The sequence below is a fragment of the Micromonospora radicis genome, assembly GCF_003583405.1.
Lineage (GTDB): Bacteria > Actinomycetota > Actinomycetes > Mycobacteriales > Micromonosporaceae > Micromonospora > Micromonospora radicis.
Window position 1 is genome coordinate 179,815 of the sequence record NZ_QXEC01000007.1, and the last position, 15,797, is coordinate 195,611.

At 70.3% G+C, this 15,797-nt stretch carries 12 protein-coding genes and 1 pseudogene; 8 read left to right on the top strand and 5 right to left on the bottom strand.

The annotated features are described in order from the left end of the window. The first annotated feature begins 3 nt into the window (after positions 1 to 3). On the top strand, positions 4 to 1,008 hold the full coding sequence (locus D2L64_RS10100; RefSeq protein WP_119574696.1) for a HEAT repeat domain-containing protein: 1,005 nt from the start codon (positions 4 to 6) through the stop codon (positions 1,006 to 1,008). Positions 1,009 to 1,082: 74 nt separating this feature from the next. Here D2L64_RS10100 and D2L64_RS10105 read toward each other — a convergent pair whose 3' ends face one another. From D2L64_RS10105 to D2L64_RS10120, 4 genes and pseudogenes are all read right to left on the bottom strand, one after another. Next, positions 1,083 to 1,802, bottom strand: a complete 720-nt coding sequence (locus tag D2L64_RS10105) for an alpha/beta hydrolase (RefSeq protein ID WP_119574698.1) — start codon at positions 1,800 to 1,802, stop codon at positions 1,083 to 1,085. A 637-nt stretch (positions 1,803 to 2,439) separates the two neighbouring features. Further along, a pseudogene (locus tag D2L64_RS10110) lies at positions 2,440 to 3,000 on the bottom strand (DinB family protein); the annotation flags it as partial. A gap of 245 nt (positions 3,001 to 3,245) precedes the next feature. Then, positions 3,246 to 4,877 carry a cellulase family glycosylhydrolase gene (locus tag D2L64_RS10115; protein WP_119574700.1) on the bottom strand — a complete coding sequence of 544 codons (1,632 nt, stop codon included), beginning with the start codon at positions 4,875 to 4,877 and terminating at the stop codon, positions 3,246 to 3,248. Between the two features lie 442 nt (positions 4,878 to 5,319). Then, positions 5,320 to 6,183 (bottom strand): helix-turn-helix transcriptional regulator, encoded by an 864-nt coding sequence (locus D2L64_RS10120; RefSeq protein WP_119574702.1) that lies wholly within the window; start codon positions 6,181 to 6,183, stop codon positions 5,320 to 5,322. A 220-nt stretch (positions 6,184 to 6,403) separates the two neighbouring features. Between D2L64_RS10120 and D2L64_RS10125 the strand changes: the two genes are divergently transcribed. Beyond that, positions 6,404 to 7,348, top strand: a complete 945-nt coding sequence (locus D2L64_RS10125; RefSeq protein ID WP_119574704.1) for an SDR family oxidoreductase — start codon at positions 6,404 to 6,406, stop codon at positions 7,346 to 7,348. 33 nt (positions 7,349 to 7,381) lie between these two features. Further along, positions 7,382 to 8,743, top strand: coding sequence for an MFS transporter (locus tag D2L64_RS10130; protein ID WP_199714487.1), 1,362 nt, complete (start codon positions 7,382 to 7,384; stop codon positions 8,741 to 8,743). 23 nt (positions 8,744 to 8,766) lie between these two features. Here the strand turns inward: D2L64_RS10130 and D2L64_RS10135 are convergent, their stop codons facing one another. Continuing rightward, the gene (locus tag D2L64_RS10135) at positions 8,767 to 9,606 is read right to left on the bottom strand and encodes a helix-turn-helix transcriptional regulator (RefSeq protein ID WP_119574706.1); all 840 of its coding nucleotides are present in this window, start codon (positions 9,604 to 9,606) and stop codon (positions 8,767 to 8,769) included. Positions 9,607 to 9,821: 215 nt separating this feature from the next. On the opposite strand from D2L64_RS10135, the gene D2L64_RS10140 reads away from it, so the two are divergent. From D2L64_RS10140 to D2L64_RS10160, 5 genes are all read left to right on the top strand, one after another. Continuing rightward, complete coding sequence (locus D2L64_RS10140; protein ID WP_233558894.1) at positions 9,822 to 10,388, top strand: nucleotidyltransferase family protein; 567 nt, start codon at positions 9,822 to 9,824, stop codon at positions 10,386 to 10,388. Positions 10,389 to 10,645: 257 nt separating this feature from the next. Continuing rightward, on the top strand, positions 10,646 to 11,107 hold the full coding sequence (locus tag D2L64_RS10145) for a (2Fe-2S)-binding protein (RefSeq protein ID WP_199714495.1): 462 nt from the start codon (positions 10,646 to 10,648) through the stop codon (positions 11,105 to 11,107). After that, complete coding sequence (locus D2L64_RS10150; protein WP_119574710.1) at positions 11,107 to 12,084, top strand: FAD binding domain-containing protein; 978 nt, start codon at positions 11,107 to 11,109, stop codon at positions 12,082 to 12,084. The genes D2L64_RS10145 and D2L64_RS10150 overlap by 1 nt, the downstream gene beginning before the upstream one ends. Before the next feature lie 48 nt (positions 12,085 to 12,132). Beyond that, a complete protein-coding gene (locus D2L64_RS10155) occupies positions 12,133 to 13,353 on the top strand; it encodes an XdhC family protein (protein WP_119574712.1) in 1,221 nt (406 codons plus the stop codon). Next, positions 13,350 to 15,575: a xanthine dehydrogenase family protein molybdopterin-binding subunit gene (locus D2L64_RS10160; protein WP_119574714.1), complete on the top strand. Its 2,226-nt coding sequence runs from the start codon at positions 13,350 to 13,352 to the stop codon at positions 15,573 to 15,575. The genes D2L64_RS10155 and D2L64_RS10160 overlap by 4 nt, the downstream gene beginning before the upstream one ends. The last annotated feature ends 222 nt before the right edge of the window (positions 15,576 to 15,797 follow it).

Genomic DNA, 15,797 nt, shown 5'->3' on the forward strand with positions numbered 1-15,797 from the left:
ACGGTGTTGATCGGTGACGTGGCACGACGGTCCGGGGTCAGCGCCCGCATGCTGCGGCACTACGAGACGCTCGGCCTGGTGCGGCCCACGGGCCGTACCGGGTCGGGCTATCGCGAGTACTCCGACGAGGACATCCGGCGGATCTTCCACATCGAGATGCTGCGGTCGTTGGGGCTGACGCTGCGGGACGTCGGCACCGCGCTCGACGACCCCGCCTTCACCCCGGCGACGCTCGTCGAGCAGCTCATCGCGCAGACCCGGGAACGTATCGCCGCCGAGACGCGGCTACTCACCCGGCTGCGTCGCATCGGTGCCGCCGAGCCCGCCGACTGGTCGGAGGTCCTGCAGGTCGTCGCGCTCCTGCAGGGGTTGGGGTCGGAGAGCGCCGGCAACCGTCAACGCGCGGCGCTGTCCGCCGCGCGGGAGGTGGGGGTGCCGGTGGAGGCACTGGTCGAGGCGGCGCTGCGGGAGACGGACCCGAACGTCGCCGGTGCGCTCCGGTGGACCCTGGCGCAGTCCGGCGACGGTGCTCTGACGCTGCTGGCGGTGGGCCTCGACGCGGACGACGCCGAGGTACGCCGGCGGGCCGTCCGGGCCATCGCCGAGATCCCCACCGGCACGGCGACCGCACTGTTGCGCGACGCCCTCGCACACTCCGACGTCGCGGTGCGTCGGGACGCGGCTCTGGCGCTCGGGGCACGCGGTGTGACCGAGGCGGTCCCGACGCTGATCGACATGGTGGTCGACGGGGTGCACGACGTGGCGGCGGCCGACGCGTTGAGCGTCCTGGCGGATGATCCTCGGCGGGTCGACCAGATCGTCACCGGGCTGGTCGCCGGCCTCGGTCGGGATACCGCGGCGGGGGCGGCACGTCGACGGCTGGCCCAGGCGCTGGCGGACATCCCCGGCAACGCGGCGACGCGCGTCCTGGCGGAACTGTCGCGTGACCAGGACCGGCCCGTCGCGTTGACCGCGCAGTACGTTCTCACGCTGCGCGCCGCCCGGTGACCCTGCCCAGGGGCCGTCCGATCACGGGGAGTGCCGTGACGGTGGGTGACGTCCGCACCCGCAGCCGGCCGGGGTCACCGCCGGTTGCGGCCCGCCGGCATCGCCGTGCGGCTCTCGGCGGCGGTCTTGACGAACTGCGTCACCTCGTCGGGGTGCGAGACCATCGCGACGTGACTGGCGGCGACCTCACCGATGGTCGCGCCCATCCGGTCGGCGAACATACGTTGCGCCTCCGGCGGGATCGCCTGGTCCTCGGTGGCCACCAGGTACCACGACGGCAGGGACCGCCATGCCGGCACACCCATCTGGTAAGGGAACGTCGAATCGGCGATGGGCTGCTGAACGGCGTGCATCACCATGGCCCGCTGCGGCTCGACATCGGCCGCGAAGTGCTGCACGAAGTCGTCCTGCGGCTGCCACATGAAGCCTCGGCCGTCGGTGATCAGATGCGCCAGTGCCGGCGGCATCGGGCCCTGGGCCAGCAGCGCCTGCAGTGACTCCCCCTGGTCCAGTGCGAAGGACGTGACGTACACCAGCCCGACCACGTTCGGTGCGTCGGTGCCCAGCGCGGTCATGACCTGACCGCCATAGGAGTGCCCGACCACGATCGTCGGGCCGTCCTGCATGTTCAGGACCTGACGTAGTCGGGCGACGTCGTCGTCGGTCGAGGTCAGCGGGAACTGCGGCGCCGTGACGTGGTAGCCGGCGGCCTGCAGGCGTTCGACGACACCACTCCAGCTGGATCCGTCGGCCCAGGCGCCGTGTACCAGGACGATGTTCGGTCGGCCGTTCATGCGGCTCCTCCCCTACCGGCGCGCGCGTGTTCGTCACGACCGGCTGCTCAGCGGGTGGCAGCCGATGCGGTCGACGGTGGCGGTCACCGGGTTGACTGCGGTCAGGACCGCGAATACCAGATCGGTGGCGGGATAAACCCTCCTGGCCGCGGTCTCGACCTGCGGGAACCGGCTGGCGCATGCCTGATCACCTCGGCCAGATTCGGCCGGTGGAGATCAGGGAGATCGAGCCCGGCGGCGACGAGTCGCTGGCACGGACGCTGCTGGCGATACAGCACGCGGCGTACGCGGTCGAGGCGTCGGTCATCGACGACGACCGGATCCCGCCGTTACACGAGGCACTCGACGAGTTGCGCGCCGCGTCGTTGCGGTGGCTCGGTGCCGTCCAGGAGGGCCGGCTGCTCGGCTCCGCCGCATGCAAGCCCGCACGATCCGGCGGGAACAGGAACCGATCGCTTTGATCGCACTTCCGTCCGCCGTCGCGGGCTGGGTCGGGGTTTGCGACGGTTCGCAGGCGCCGGCAGGTGACCGCGGGCATGTCGATCAGCAGCCGGGGCCGCCGATGATCGGGCTGATCAGGGCGTAGTCTCGACTTCGCCCTGTGGGGCAGATTGGCCGGCATGGCCCGCGCCGCCGGCGCTGCCCGCGCCGCCCGCTCGATCTTCGCGCGGTATGTCGCGCGGGCCGCCGTGTCGATCTCTTCCTCGTGTTCGGCCCTCAGCCCGGTCCGACCGTCGAGCTGCTCACGCAGGATGTCAGCCTGGCCGGCATGCCGGGTGGTCTCCTGAAGGACGTGGATCACGATGTTGAGCAGCTTCACGTCAGGGTGTGACCACCATGGCACGTGGCCAGGCGCGTCGATGGGAAGCTCGTTGATCGTCGCGTCCGCATGCTTCCAGGCACGCTGGTAGAAGTCGACGATCTGTTCGCGGGTCTCGTCCGGGCTCACCCACAGGTCGCTGCCGTCGGCGTCCTGCCATCGCCCCAGCGGCTCCGGGGACGGGCGACCGAAGACCTCACCGAAGTACCAGGCCTCCAAGGTCGCCATATGCTTCACCAGGCCGAGGAGATTGGTCCCCGTCGCCGTCAGGGGACGCCGGATGTCGTACTCGGACAGGCCATCGAGCTTCCAGACCAGCACCTCACGGATCACCTTCAACCGGCCGTGCAGGAAGTCCTTCGCGAGATCCTCGATCATGGCGACGAGCTTGCCACCCGGCAACAACAAGGCTGGCCGCTGCTGCCTGGTGGAATCGTCGTCGGCTTGGCGGTGGTCCTCGATCTTGGTGCTGACGCTGCCAGCTGCCTCGTGGTCAAGACAACCGGGCTCACCGACGAGGGTGGCCAGGCCCCGCCTGCGCGGTTGCCGACGGCCCGCGCAGCTGCCGGTCCAGGCGCGATGCGGGGGCGGGTGGCCGAATCGGCCGCCCGCCCCCCGTGACGTCAGCTGGTCGGGAAGTTGTCCGGGGTGCGGATCCGGTCGCGGATCCAGATGCCGGCCGGCTTGAGGACGCCGGTGCCGGTGTACGAGCTGCCGTTACAGGTGCCGGTGGTGAAGACGGCACCGCTGCGGAAGTCGTCGGAGAAGTTCCAGTTGACCCAACTGATCTTCTTGGTCGCCATCAGGTCGAGGTACTCCTGGGCTCGGGCGAAGTCGTTCGCCCCGTCGCCGGAGGCGGTCTGGGTGCCGAACTCGGTGACGAAGATCGGCAGCCGGTCGGCGGCCCGGGACAGCGCGTTCAGGTAGGACGTGCCGTGCGAGGCGGCGTAGAAGTGGAACGTGTACATGATGTTCGTCGCGTTGACCGGGTTGCTGATGATCTCGGTCTCCGAGGAGCCTTCGGAGAGGCCGAGCGACGACCAGGCGCGGGTGCCGACGAGCACCACGCCGTCCGGGTCCTGCGCCCGGATGACCGGGATGATCTGCTCGGCGTAACTCTTGATCGACGACCAGCTCACCCCGTTCGGCTCGTTGGCGATCTCGTACAGGATGTTGGTCTTGTCCTTGTGTCGCTGGGCGATCTCGGTGAAGAAGGTACGGGCCCGCGCCAGGTTGTGGTGGGGGTCGCCCGGAGTGAGCATGTGCCAGTCGACGATGGCGTACATGCCACGGGCGGTGGCCCGCTCGATGTAGTCGTGCACCCGGTCGGTGAACAGTCGCGGGTTGGTCTCGTAGCCACCTTCCTGGATGTACATCGAGATCCGCAGCACGTCGGCGTTCCAGTCGGTGGCGAGCGCGTCCAGCGAGGCGTTGTTGACGCACTGGGAGTACCACTGGATGCCGTGGGTGCTCATGCCCCGCAACTGGATCGGCCGACCGAACCGGTTGCAGAGCTGGACGCCGCAGACCCGCAGTTGGCCGTTGGTCGCGGCGGGGGTGCCGCCGCTGCCGCCGCCGGCCGCGGTGGTGACGGTCAGCGCGCCGGTCTGGGCCGAGGTGTTGCCGGCGGCGTCGCGGGCGCGTACCGAGACGCTGTACGACGTCGACGGGCTCAGGCCACCGATGGTGGCCGTGGTGCCGGTGACGGTGGTGGCGAGGGCGCCGCCCCGGTAGACGTCGTAGCCGGTGACGGCAACGTTGTCGGTCGAGGCGTTCCAGGCCAGCGAGATGCTCGACGAGGTCGTGGCAGTGGCTCGGAGGTTGGTGGGCACGCTCGGCGGCTGGGTGTCGCCGGCTCCGCCACCGGTGCAGGATCCACCGTTGACGGTGCAGTTGGTGGGGGTGCCGCTGCCGTTGACGATGAAGCCGAAGGTGGTGGTGGCGCCGGCGGTGAGGGTGCCGTTCCAGGAGCGGTTGGTGAAGGTGTGCCGGTTGCCGCTGCTGGTGAGCAGGGCGTCCCAGTAGCTGCCGAGGGTGGATCCGGTGGGCAGGTCGAACTCGACCCGCCAGCTGGTGATGGTGGTGCTGGTGTCGTTGCGGACGGTGAATCGGGCCTCGTAGCCGCCGCCCCAGTCCTGGACCTTGGCGAAGCTGGCGGTCGCGGCGTGCGCGCCGGTGGGCGCGGCCACCAGGACGCCGGCGAAGGCGAGTGCGGCGGCGAGGCCGCCGGCCAGGGTCGTGCGCAGTCTGGACATTCCGCTCCCTGTGCTGTCGTGGGGTAGCTGCAGACACGCGTCGAAACAGGACGGTAAAGAAGATTTACAGTCTGGTCAACCCATTGACAGCCGACGAGATGACGCACCGCAGGTGAGTTCGCCGACCGCTGCGGGCGGCTGAGCGACGTGGGTGAGGCGACGGTCGCGGTGCCGGTGCTGCGCGAGGCGTACGTGGCCAACACCGCCTTCTCCGGCGCGGCTGCCACCACGACACCGGGGCCGTCGACACCTACACCGATCTGCTCGCGCGCGGGAAACCTCGGTGGACGTGACACCAGGACGTCCTTCCCCAGACCGCTGTCTGGTTTCGAGATGTCCGGTCCCGAGGGGAACCTCAAGTGGTCACCCCGCGGCGGGTGCACGCCGGCGTCGGTTCTCGGCCACCCGGTCGTTCGCTCTTCTCTCGCCCGGTGAGCGACGGTCAGCTCGCCACCTGCGGGACGCTCTCGGGCAGCTGCTGCGCGGCGATAGCGGCGAGTAGTTCCAGCTTGCGGTAGGTCTCGCTGCCGGGCGCGGCGGTGTAGACGAGAAGGCGGTGTGACTGGCCCGGGTCGTGGAGTGTCTGGCAGTCGAGCGCCAGGACGCCGAGTTCGGGATGCACGAAGCGCTTGCCGTCGTTGAAGCGCAACCCGATCTCGTGTTCGTGCCACAGCTCGGCGAACTCGCGACTCTCGGCGAGCAGGAACTGGGCGAGGCGGGCGGCCTTGGAGTCGGGTCCGCGAACGGTGGCCAGGTTACGCGCGCCGGAGGCGAAGACGCGGGACATCTGCTGGTGGTCGTGTGGGTGGTATCGGGCGCGGGAGGTCGGATCGGTGAACCACCGGTACGGCAAGCTGCGGGCAGGGCCGGAGTATCGGGTGGTGTCGCCGGTGAGTGCGACGCCCATCGGGGTCTGGCGCAGCGTCTCACCGAGTTCGGTGACGATCTCGGCGGGGCTGTCGGTGAGTCGATCGAAGATGCGCAGCAGGCCGGGGCCGATGTGCTCGCTGTCCGCGCCTCGTGGCGGCGGATGATGGCCCGCGAGGCGGAACAGATGGTCACGTTCGTCGAGGGACAGGTGCAGGCCCTGGGCGATGGCGGCGATCAGGTTCTCGGACGGGTGCGGTCCACGCTCCTGTTCGAGTCGGCTGTAGTAGTCGGTGGAGACGTGACAGAGGGAGGCGACCTCTTCGCGGCGAAGGCCCGCGGTCCGGCGGCGTTGTCCCCGGGGCATCCCGACATCTTCGGGCTGTAGTGCCTGCCGCCGGTGACGCAGAAACTCGGCCAGTCCGGCTCGATCAATCATGTCCGTTTCCTCCAGCGCCGTACTTCTGTACCCGTTCTACCGTGGTTGCCCGTCGGCATCCACGGATTGTCGATCCCCCTCTGGTGGCGGTGCTCATGATCACCGATCGCCTCGGCGGATCGGCAGACACGGATCGGCAGACCCTGGTTGCCGCTCTCGCGGTGCACGAGTCTCAGTGCCGTAACGGCAAGACGACGTATCGAGCAGCAGGAGCAGGCAGATGCCACGTAAGTCGATCGACATAGCGATCCCGGATCTGGCGGGGAAGTTGGCGGTGGTCACCGGGGCGAGTGACGGGATGGGACTGGGGATGGCCATGCGGTTGGCCGCGGCCGGCGCGGAGGTGATCCTCCCGGTGCGTAACCCGAGTAAGGGCGCGACCGCGATCTCGACGATCCGGCAGGCTGTTCCCGGGGCGAAGGTGTCGCTGCGCAGCCTGGACCTCTCCTCGTTGGAGTCGGTCGCGGCCCTGGGTGACACCCTGCGAGACGAGGGTCGCCCGATCCACCTCCTGATCAACAACGCGGGTGTGATGCGACCGCCGAACCGGCAGCACACCGCCGACGGGTTCGAGTTGCAGCTCGGCACCAACCACCTGGGCCACTTCGCGTTGGTCGCCCGGTTGCTGCCGCTGCTGTCCGCTGGGCGCGCCCGGGTGACCTCCCAGGTCAGCGTCGCCGCGCGTCGGGGCAGGATCAACTGGGACGATCTGAACTGGGACCGTTCGTACGACGTGATGCGTGCCTACAGTCAGTCGAAGATCGCGTTCGGGTTGTTCGGCCTGGAGTTGGATCGTCGTAGCAGGACGCACGGGTGGGGGATCACCAGCAACCTTTCCCACCCGGGGGTTGCTCCCACCAGTCTGTTGGCCGCTCGGCCGGAGATGGGTCGGGGCCAGGCCATCCCTCAGTACCGGCTGATCCGCGCCCTGTCCGCACGTGGCATTCTGCTGGGCACGGTCGAGACCGCGAAGCTGCCCGCGTTGATGGCGGCCACCGACCCGGGCGCCAGGTCCGGTGTTCTCTACGGGCCCAGCGGCCCGGGGAACCTGGGGGGTCCGCCGGCTGAGCAGAAGATGTACCCGCCGCTGCGGAGCGTCGACGAGGCCGCGCGGGTCTGGCGGGTCTCCGAGCAGCTCACCAGGACCGCGTTCGTCACGACCTGAACCATCAGCCCGCGCGAGCAATCGGAGAGTCCCATGAGTACCGGCGCCAATCGCACGTTGAAGACCCGGAGCCCGTGGTGGGTGGTTGTCGGCGGCGGCACTGCCGCCGCCGTCGGCCCCCAGATGTACCTGGCGACCATCGGGCTGTTCGTGCTGCCGATCGCCGAGGAGACCGGCTTCAGCCGCACCACGGTCACCGGCGCCTACTCGGTCGCTGCCGTCGGGATGGCCCTCGGCATGCTCATCGTGGCGCAGGTCGTGGACCGCTTCGCCGCGCGATACATCCTCGTGCCGAGTTTCGTGCTGTTCGCGGTCTCGATGGCGCTGATCGCGGTGGTGCCACCGATCGCACCGGTCTACTTCGTTCCCTGCTTCTTCGTGGGCTTCTTCGGCGGCGGGACCGTCGTCCCGGCCACCCGAGCGGTGGTGAGCTGGTTCGACAACAACCGCGCCCTCGCAATCGGGATCGTGACCGGCATCATCGGCCTGGGCGCGGCCCTGGCCCCGGTGCTGGCGGGTGTGCTCATCGACACCGTCGGGTGGCGGCTGGCCTACGTGTGCCTGGCTCTGATCACCGTCGTCGTGTCGGTCACGATGGTCACCTTGTTCGTGCGGGCCCGGGCGGAACGGCACGTCCACGGACGACTCGTCAGGGAGACGCAGGTGGCGGGCCGCGAGGTCAGCCTCGAACTCCCGGGTCTGACGTTCCACCACGCGGTCCGCACCCGGCACTTCTGGCGCATCGCCCTCGGGCTCGGTCTGGTCGGTGTCGTGGTCATCGGCCTTCAGGTGCATCTCGTGCCGATGATGACCGATCGGGGGCTGAGCGCTGCCCAGGCGGCTTCGCTGCTCGTCATCTTCGGTCTCTCCTCCCTGGTCGGGCGGGTGGCCGGTGGTTTCATCATCGACCGCGTGCATGGCGCCGTCGTCGGGCCGATCGTGATGCTCGCCCCCATCGGCGGGCTGTTCTTCCTGCATCCGCCGTTCACCAGTGCCGCCGTCGCGGTCGCCCTCATCGGTGTCGCCTTCGGGATCGAGGGTGACCTGCTCGCCGTGCTCCTCACCCGCTACCTCGGCACCCGCCACTTCGGGCGTATCCTCGGTCCGGTCCAGGCCGCGTTCCTGCTGGGTTCCGCCTTCGGGCCGCTGCTGCTCGGCCTGGCATACGACACGTTCGGCTCCTACGACCCGGTCATCCCGCTCCTGATGGGCGTCCTCGCCATCGGCGCGGTCCTCATCGCGACCCTGGGTCCCTACGCCTACCCCGCCGTCCACGGATTCGATCGGCTCGCCGCACGCGACGAACTCGCCGCGTCCGCCGTGCTGAGCGACATCGCCGAGAGCAACGTGACCGGCAGCTCGTCGGCCCGGCCCCGCAGCCACGTCCAGGGCTGAGTGTCCCGTCGTCGCAGGCGGTCTCAGCGCAGCGTCTGGGGGCCGATGACCGACAGCATCTGGAGCTTCTCGTAGCTCTCGGTGCCGGGAACAGCGGTGTAGACCATCAACACGTGAGCCTGGCCCGGATCGACCAGCCGCTGGCAGTTCAGCTCCAGCTCGCCGACCTCCGGGTGGACGAAGCGCTTGACCTCGTGCGGTCGTATCCCGATCTCGTGGTCCTCCCACACCCGCCGGAACTCCTCGCTGCGGGCCAGCAGCAACTCGGTCAGCTGCGCCGCCCGGGAACCCGGCCCGCGGAGAGTGACCAGTTCACGCAGCCCTGAGGCGTACATCCGGGTCAGGAAGGCGTGTTCCTCGGGCGCGTAGAGCTGCCGGGCGGCGGGGTCGGTGAACCACCGGTACCCGGCACAGCGGGCCGGGCCGGTGAAGCGGGTCGTGTCGCCGGTCAGCGCGACACCCAGCGGTGACTGCCGCAGCGTCTCACCCAGTTCCGTGTTGATCTGCGCGGGCGTGTCGTCCAGCCGGTCGAGTACCCGCAGCAGACCGGGACTGATGTGGTCGGCGGAGCTGCCCCGGGGCGGCGGGTTGTGGCCCGCGAGCCGGAACAGGTGGTCGCGCTCGTCGAGCGACAGATGCAGACCCTGGGCGATCGAGGCCAGCATGCGGTACGACGGCTGCGGACCGCGCTCCCGCTCGAGCCGCGAGTAGTAGTCGGCCGACATGTGGCACAACGACGCGACTTCCTCGCGCCGCAACCCGTTCGTCCGACGGCGCTGCCCGCGCGGCAACCCGACGTCCTCCGGCTGCAGTGCCTCCCGCCGACTACGGAGGAACTCCGCCAGCCCGCTGCGATCGATCACGACGCTCCCCTTTCGCGTACTGCTGGTTTCTTACCTTGTCAACGAGGAGGAAACCAGGTTCCGCCGATCCCCCCATCTCGATCCGCAGCGGTGACTCGATGAACCTGTGACCGACGGACCGTGGTCGCCGCGGCGGTTTCACTCGACGATCGACGGCATGGCCCGCAAGAGTGGGCAGCACCAGTACGACATGACGACCAGATCGGCGGGCTGAGGTGGATCCTCCCGACGTTGCGGACAACCGGGTCGCTGGCCTGGTCCTGGCCGGTGGGGCAGGCCGGCGTTACGGCGGTCCCAAGGCACCCGTCTTTCTCGGGCAGGCGCTGCGCGTGCTTCGCGACGGCGGTTGTGACCCGCTGATCGCCGTGCTCGGTGCCGGCGCCCACCGGACCCGAGCCGTCGTCGACCTGGCAGGTGTTCGGGTGGTCGACAATCCGGGCTGGGCCGAGGGCATGGGATCGTCCTTACGGCTCGGCCTCGACACGGCCACCCGGATGCCGGACGTCTCGGCCGTGTGCGTGCACCTGGTCGACATGCCGGGGGTCTCCCCGACGGCGGTGGCCCGACTGCTGGCGCAGGCACACGCCGGTTGCCTGACCCGTGCCGGCTACGGCGGTGAACCCGGCCACCCGGTGGTGCTCGGTCGTGACCACTGGGCTGAGGTCATCACCGCCGCCCGTGGCGACCAGGGAGCCCGGGGATACCTACGCCGACACGCCGCCCACGTCACCGTGGTCGAGTGCGGTGACGTGGCCGCCGGGTACGACATCGACGAACGGTGACGTCCCGACGGGACTGTCGTGGCGAGCCTGGGATCGACAGACCCTGGCTGCCATCACCCGCGGTGGTCAGGGTGGAGGAAGAGACCCCGTCCGACGTCCATCCGGGAGAATCGATGAATCCAAGTGACGACGCTGGCCGGTCGGGTGTGTCCCGGCGAAGTGTTCTGGGCGGCGGCGCCGCCGTCGCCGTGGCGGTACCGCTGGCGGCCGGCGGGGCGCAGGCCGCGCCGGCTGCCGAGGCGGCGAGCGTCGAACCCGTGACCGTCAAGGTCACGGTCAACGGCGAGCCGGTCACGGTACGGGTGGACCCGCGCGTCACCCTGCTCGACACCCTGCGGGAGGAGTTGGCGCTCACCGGCACGAAGAAGGGCTGTGACCGTGGCCAGTGCGGGGCCTGCACCGTGCACGTCGACGGCCGGCGGGTGCTGTCCTGCCTGACCCTTGCGGTCACGGTCGACAAGCGGGAGGTCACCACGATCGAGGGTCTGGCCCGGGGCGACCGGCTGCACCCGATGCAGCAGGCGTTCATCGAACGCGACGGCCTCCAGTGCGGATTCTGCACGCCGGGGCAGGTCATGTCGGCGGTCGGCATGGTCCAGGAAGGCCATGCACGCTCCGACGACGAGATCCGCGAGCGCATGTCGGGCAACATCTGTCGCTGCGGTTGCTATCCGTCCATCGTGGCGGCGATCAGCGACGCCCAGAAGGTGATGCGCTGATGCGGGCCTACACCTTCACCCAGCCGCGCGCGGTCCGCGAGGCCGTCACGCAGGCCGGTACGGACACGGCCTTCCTGGCCGGCGGCACGACCCTGGTGGACCTGATGAAGCTCGACGTGATGACGCCGGCCCGGGTGGTGGACATCAACCGGCTTCCGCTGCGGGGCATCAAGCTTGACCGGGACGGGCTGCACATCGGTGCCCTCGAGCGGATGAGCGATGTCGCCGCCGACCGCAACGTGCGTCGGGACTATCCGATGATCGCTCAGGCGTTGCAGCTGAGCGCGTCGGCTCAGCTGCGGAACATGGCGAGCATCGGTGGGAACCTGCTACAGCGCACCCGGTGCGGCTACTTCCGTGACGTCAGCACGCCCTGCAACAAGCGGGAGCCGGGGACCGGCTGCGCGGCGCTGACCGGGATCAACCGTACGCACGCGATCCTCGGCACCAGCGACGCCTGCGTGGCGACCCATCCCAGCGATCTGGCCGTCGCGTTGGTGGCACTCGGCACCCACGTGCATCTGGTCAGTGGCCGGGGCACCCGTACGGTGCCACTCGACGGGTTCTACGCCCTGCCCGGCAGCACACCCGACGTCGAGAACGTGCTGCGGCCGGGCGAGCTCATCACCGGCATCACCGTCCCCCGCTCGATGTGGGCGGCGAACTCCGTCTACCTGAAGATCCGCGACCGGCAGTCGTACGAGTTCGCTCTCACCTCGGCGGCCGTGGCCATCGAGTGGCGCGGTCGCACCATCCGTTCCGCGCGGATCGCCGCCGGTGGGGTCGGCACCAAACCCTGGCGGCTGCCGGCGGTCGAACGAGCCCTGACCGGCCGGCCGGCCACCCCCGACGTCTTCGAGTCGGCGGTGCGCACCGCCGCGGACGGGGCCCGGCCGCTGCCGCACAACGGGTTCAAGCCCGCGCTGCTGCGACGGACGCTGGTGCGGGCCCTCACCGTCCTGGCGGAGAGCCGATGAACGACCGGCCCGAGGCCGTGAGCTCGCCGGCTCGCAGCGGCGGCGCTCATGCTTGAACTCGCCACCGAGATCCTCGAACGGGTCCGCAGCCGGACACCCTTCGTGACCGCCACCGTCACCCGGGTGGAGGGCAGCGCACCGCGCCAGCCCGGTGCCTCGCTTGTCGTCGACGCCGACGGCGCCGTGCTCGGCAACGTCTCCGGCGGCTGCGTCGACTCCGCCGTCTACCAGGCGTGCCAGGACATGCTGCGGGCAGACCGCAGCCCGAAGACCCTGCGGTTCGGCTACACCGACGACGACGCCATCGGCGTCGGTCTCACCTGCGGTGGGACGATCACACTGTTTCTGCGCCACCACGACCCCGGTGCCGAACCCGGCCTGGAAGCGGCGTACGCCGATGCCGCGCAGGACAAGCCGGTCGCCGTGGCCACGCTCGTGCGCGGCCCGGACGCCCACCTCGGACGGATGCTTGTGGTGCGTCCCGGCGGCCATTACGAGGGAAGCCTCGGCGACGAACGGCTCGATGAGGTGGCTGCCGGGCACGCGACGGACCTGCTGCACACCGGGACGAGCGGGGTCGTGGAGATCGGCGTGGCGGACGGCTACTGCCAGGAGCCGATGACGCTGCTGGTCGAGTGCAACACGCCGGCACCACGGATGCTCATCTTCGGGGCGATCGACCATGCCGCGGCGCTGGCCCGCCTGGGCGTCTTCCTCGGCTACCGGGTGACCGTCTGCGATGCGCGGGCCACGTTCGCCACGCCGGACAGGTTCCCGTACGCCGACGAGGTCGTCGTCGACTGGCCGCACCGCTATCTGGCGGCACAACGCCTCGACGGCAGCACCGTCATCTGTGTGCTCACCCACGACCCGAAGGTTGACGTACCGCTGCTCACCGCCGCCCTGCGACTGCCGGTCGGCTACGTGGGGGCGATGGGGTCACGGCGAACCCACGAACAGCGCCTGGCGCGACTGCGCGAGGCCGGCCTGACCGACCGGGAACTCGGCCGGCTGCACTCACCGATCGGGCTCGACATCGGCGCCCGCACCCCACAGGAGACCGCGCTGTCCATCGCGGCGGAGATCGTCGCGCAGCGACTCGGTGGCACCGGCGTGCCGCTGCGCACCGGGGTACCCATCCATCGTGCCGTTTCGTCGTCGGCGGGCTTCCCGCCGGCCTGGACGGCCACCCACCTGCATCACAGCGCCGGCATAACCCGGCCGCGACGAGCACATGACGCTGTCCCGCGTAGTCAGGAGTCACGATGACCGTCTCCCCCGTTGGACGTGACATCGACCGCATCGATGGTCGGGCGAAAGTCACCGGAGCCGCCCGGTACTCGGCCGACTATCCGGCCTCGAACCCGGCCGTGCAGCCGGCGCACGCCTACCTGGTCACCAGCACCATCGCGCGGGGCTCGATCACCGCCATGGACACGGTCGCGGCGCAGAACGCTCCCGGCGTCATCCAGGTATACAGCCCGTTCAACCGGCTCGGACTGCGGGCGGTGCCCGGTGCCGGGGAGAACTACGCGCCCCTGGAGGACACCCAGATCCGCTTCCGGGGACAGATCATCGCCATGGTCGTGGCCGAGCGGTCCGAGCAGGCACGCGACGCCGCCCGGCTGGTGCGCACGAGCTACGACGAGCAGCCGCCGCGGTTGTCCCTGGCCGACGAGCCTCGGGTACCGGCCACCGGACCGCCCGGGGTGCCGGCGCCCAGCAGCACCGTCCTCGCCCCGGGCGTCCCCTCCATCGAGGCGGCGCTGGCCGCGAGCGCCGTCGTCGTGGAGGCGTCCTTCCACCAGCCGATGCAGCATCCCGTCGCGATGGAACCCCACTCCGTCCTCGCCGAGTGGAACAGCGACCAGACCCAGTTGACCCTGCACAGCGGCGCGCAGTTGCCCCACACCTCCGCCATGGTGGCGGCCATGCGGCTCGGCGTTGCCCCAGCGGCGGTGCGCCTGATCGCCCCGTACGTGGGTGGTGGTTTCGGCAGCCGGGTGTTCCCGTGGTTCGACGCCGCCCTGGCCGCAGCCGCGGCCCGCCAGCTGAACCGCCCGGTCATGCTGGTCCTGGCCCGGGAACAGGTGTTCACCGTGGTCGGCCACCGCAGTGCGGTCGATCAGCGCATCACCCTGGGTGCCTCCCGCGACGGGGTCCTCAACGCGGTCCGTCACGTCAGCGACGCCGCCGTGCCGTTCGTGGGCTACCGGTGGATGCAGCCGGCCGTGGACACCTCGGCGGTGTTGTACAAGATCCCGAACGTGGAGTTCGACCAGCGGCACGTCATGCTCGACGTACCGCCGACCTGCGCGATGCGGGCGCCCAACGAGGCCCCCGGCGCCTTCGCGTTGGAGACCGCGATGGACGAACTGGCGGTCGCCACCGGCCTCGATCCGGTCGCGTTGCGGCTGCGCAACTACGCCACCGTGGCGCCCGGCACAGACCGTGGGTGGTCGAGCAAGCACCTCGACGACTGCTACCGCATCGGCGCCCGACGCTTCGGCTGGTCGGCCCGCCGCGCCACGCCCCGCAGCCGGGTCGACGGGCAGTGGCTGGTCGGGATGGGAATGGCCAGCGCCATCTACCCGGGCGGCCGCAGACCGGAACCCATCCAGGCCCGGATCCAGCTGCGCGACGACGACACCGCCCTGGTCTCCTCCGCGACTGCGGACACGGGCACCGGTGCGACCACGCTGCTGGCCATCACCGGAGCCCACGGGCTGGGCATCCCGCTGCGTCGGGTGAGCTCCGAAGCCGGTGACACCGCACTGCCGCAGGGCGCCCCGTCCGTGGGATCGACCGCCGCGGCCAGTACGGTGCCGGCCGTCGAGGCCGCCGTCACCGCGGTGGTCGCCGCGCTCATCCAGGAGGCGGTCACCAACCCGCAGTCGCCCTGGCACGGTACGGACAGCGGGGACCTGACCTACGTCAACGGCCAGCTACGGGGGGCGGGCCGCGCGATGCCCTTCGGTCGTCTGCTCACCACGATCGGCCGCCGGAGCGTCGAGGCCACCGCGACGGCCCAGCCCGGCCCGGAGGTGGCGGGGTACCACTTCCACAGCTTCGGCGCCCACTTCTGCGAGGTCAGGGTCAACCGGCACACCGGGGAACCCCGTGTCACCCGGTTCACCACCGTCGTGGACGCCGGCCGGATCGTGAACGCCCAGGCCGCCCGGAGTCAGCTCGTGGGCGGCGTCATCTTCGGCATCGGTCACGCGTTGCTGGAGGACAACCCGCTCGAACTCGACACCGGACGGCTGGCCGCCGGCAACCTGGCCGACTACATGGTCCCCGTCAACGCCGACATCCCCGACATCGACATCCACTTCCTCGACCGGCCCGACCCCGTCGTCAACAACCTCGGCGCCCGTGGGCTCGGCGAACTGGGCACCGTCGGCTCGGCCGCCGCGGTGGGTAACGCGATCTACAACGCCACCGGCAAGCGGATCCGCGATCTTCCCATCACCCTGGACAAGCTGCTGTGAACCATCCATCCCGGCGGCTCGTGGTCGGCGTCCGGGCGCCCCGGCGGCCGCCTCGCTTCGGTGGCAGGCGCTGTTCGGAATGCGTGCTCGGTCCGACCGCCCGCACCCGCAGACGCCGCTTCGAGGTCCGGTCCGTGCCTGCCTTCCGATGGCGCCGAGCGGATCCAGCAGATCGTCGATCGCCGGGTGGAACCCGCCGCATGTCCGGATCGAGCCCGCTGG

Bases quoted from the DNA above. Each gene is read 5' to 3' on its own strand.
- D2L64_RS10105 (WP_119574698.1), bottom strand. From the start codon at position 1,802: ATGAACGGCCGACCGAACATCGTCCTGGTACACGGCGCCTGGGCCGAC.
- D2L64_RS10160 (WP_119574714.1), top strand. From the start codon at position 13,350: ATGACCGTCTCCCCCGTTGGACGTGACATCGACCGCATCGATGGTCGG.
- D2L64_RS10125 (WP_119574704.1), top strand. From the start codon at position 6,404: ATGCCACGTAAGTCGATCGACATAGCGATCCCGGATCTGGCGGGGAAG.
- D2L64_RS10150 (WP_119574710.1), top strand. From the start codon at position 11,107: ATGCGGGCCTACACCTTCACCCAGCCGCGCGCGGTCCGCGAGGCCGTC.
- D2L64_RS10115 (WP_119574700.1), bottom strand. From the start codon at position 4,877: ATGTCCAGACTGCGCACGACCCTGGCCGGCGGCCTCGCCGCCGCACTC.
- D2L64_RS10130 (WP_199714487.1), top strand. From the start codon at position 7,382: ATGAGTACCGGCGCCAATCGCACGTTGAAGACCCGGAGCCCGTGGTGG.
- D2L64_RS10120 (WP_119574702.1), bottom strand. From the start codon at position 6,183: ATGATTGATCGAGCCGGACTGGCCGAGTTTCTGCGTCACCGGCGGCAG.
- D2L64_RS10155 (WP_119574712.1), top strand. From the start codon at position 12,133: ATGCTTGAACTCGCCACCGAGATCCTCGAACGGGTCCGCAGCCGGACA.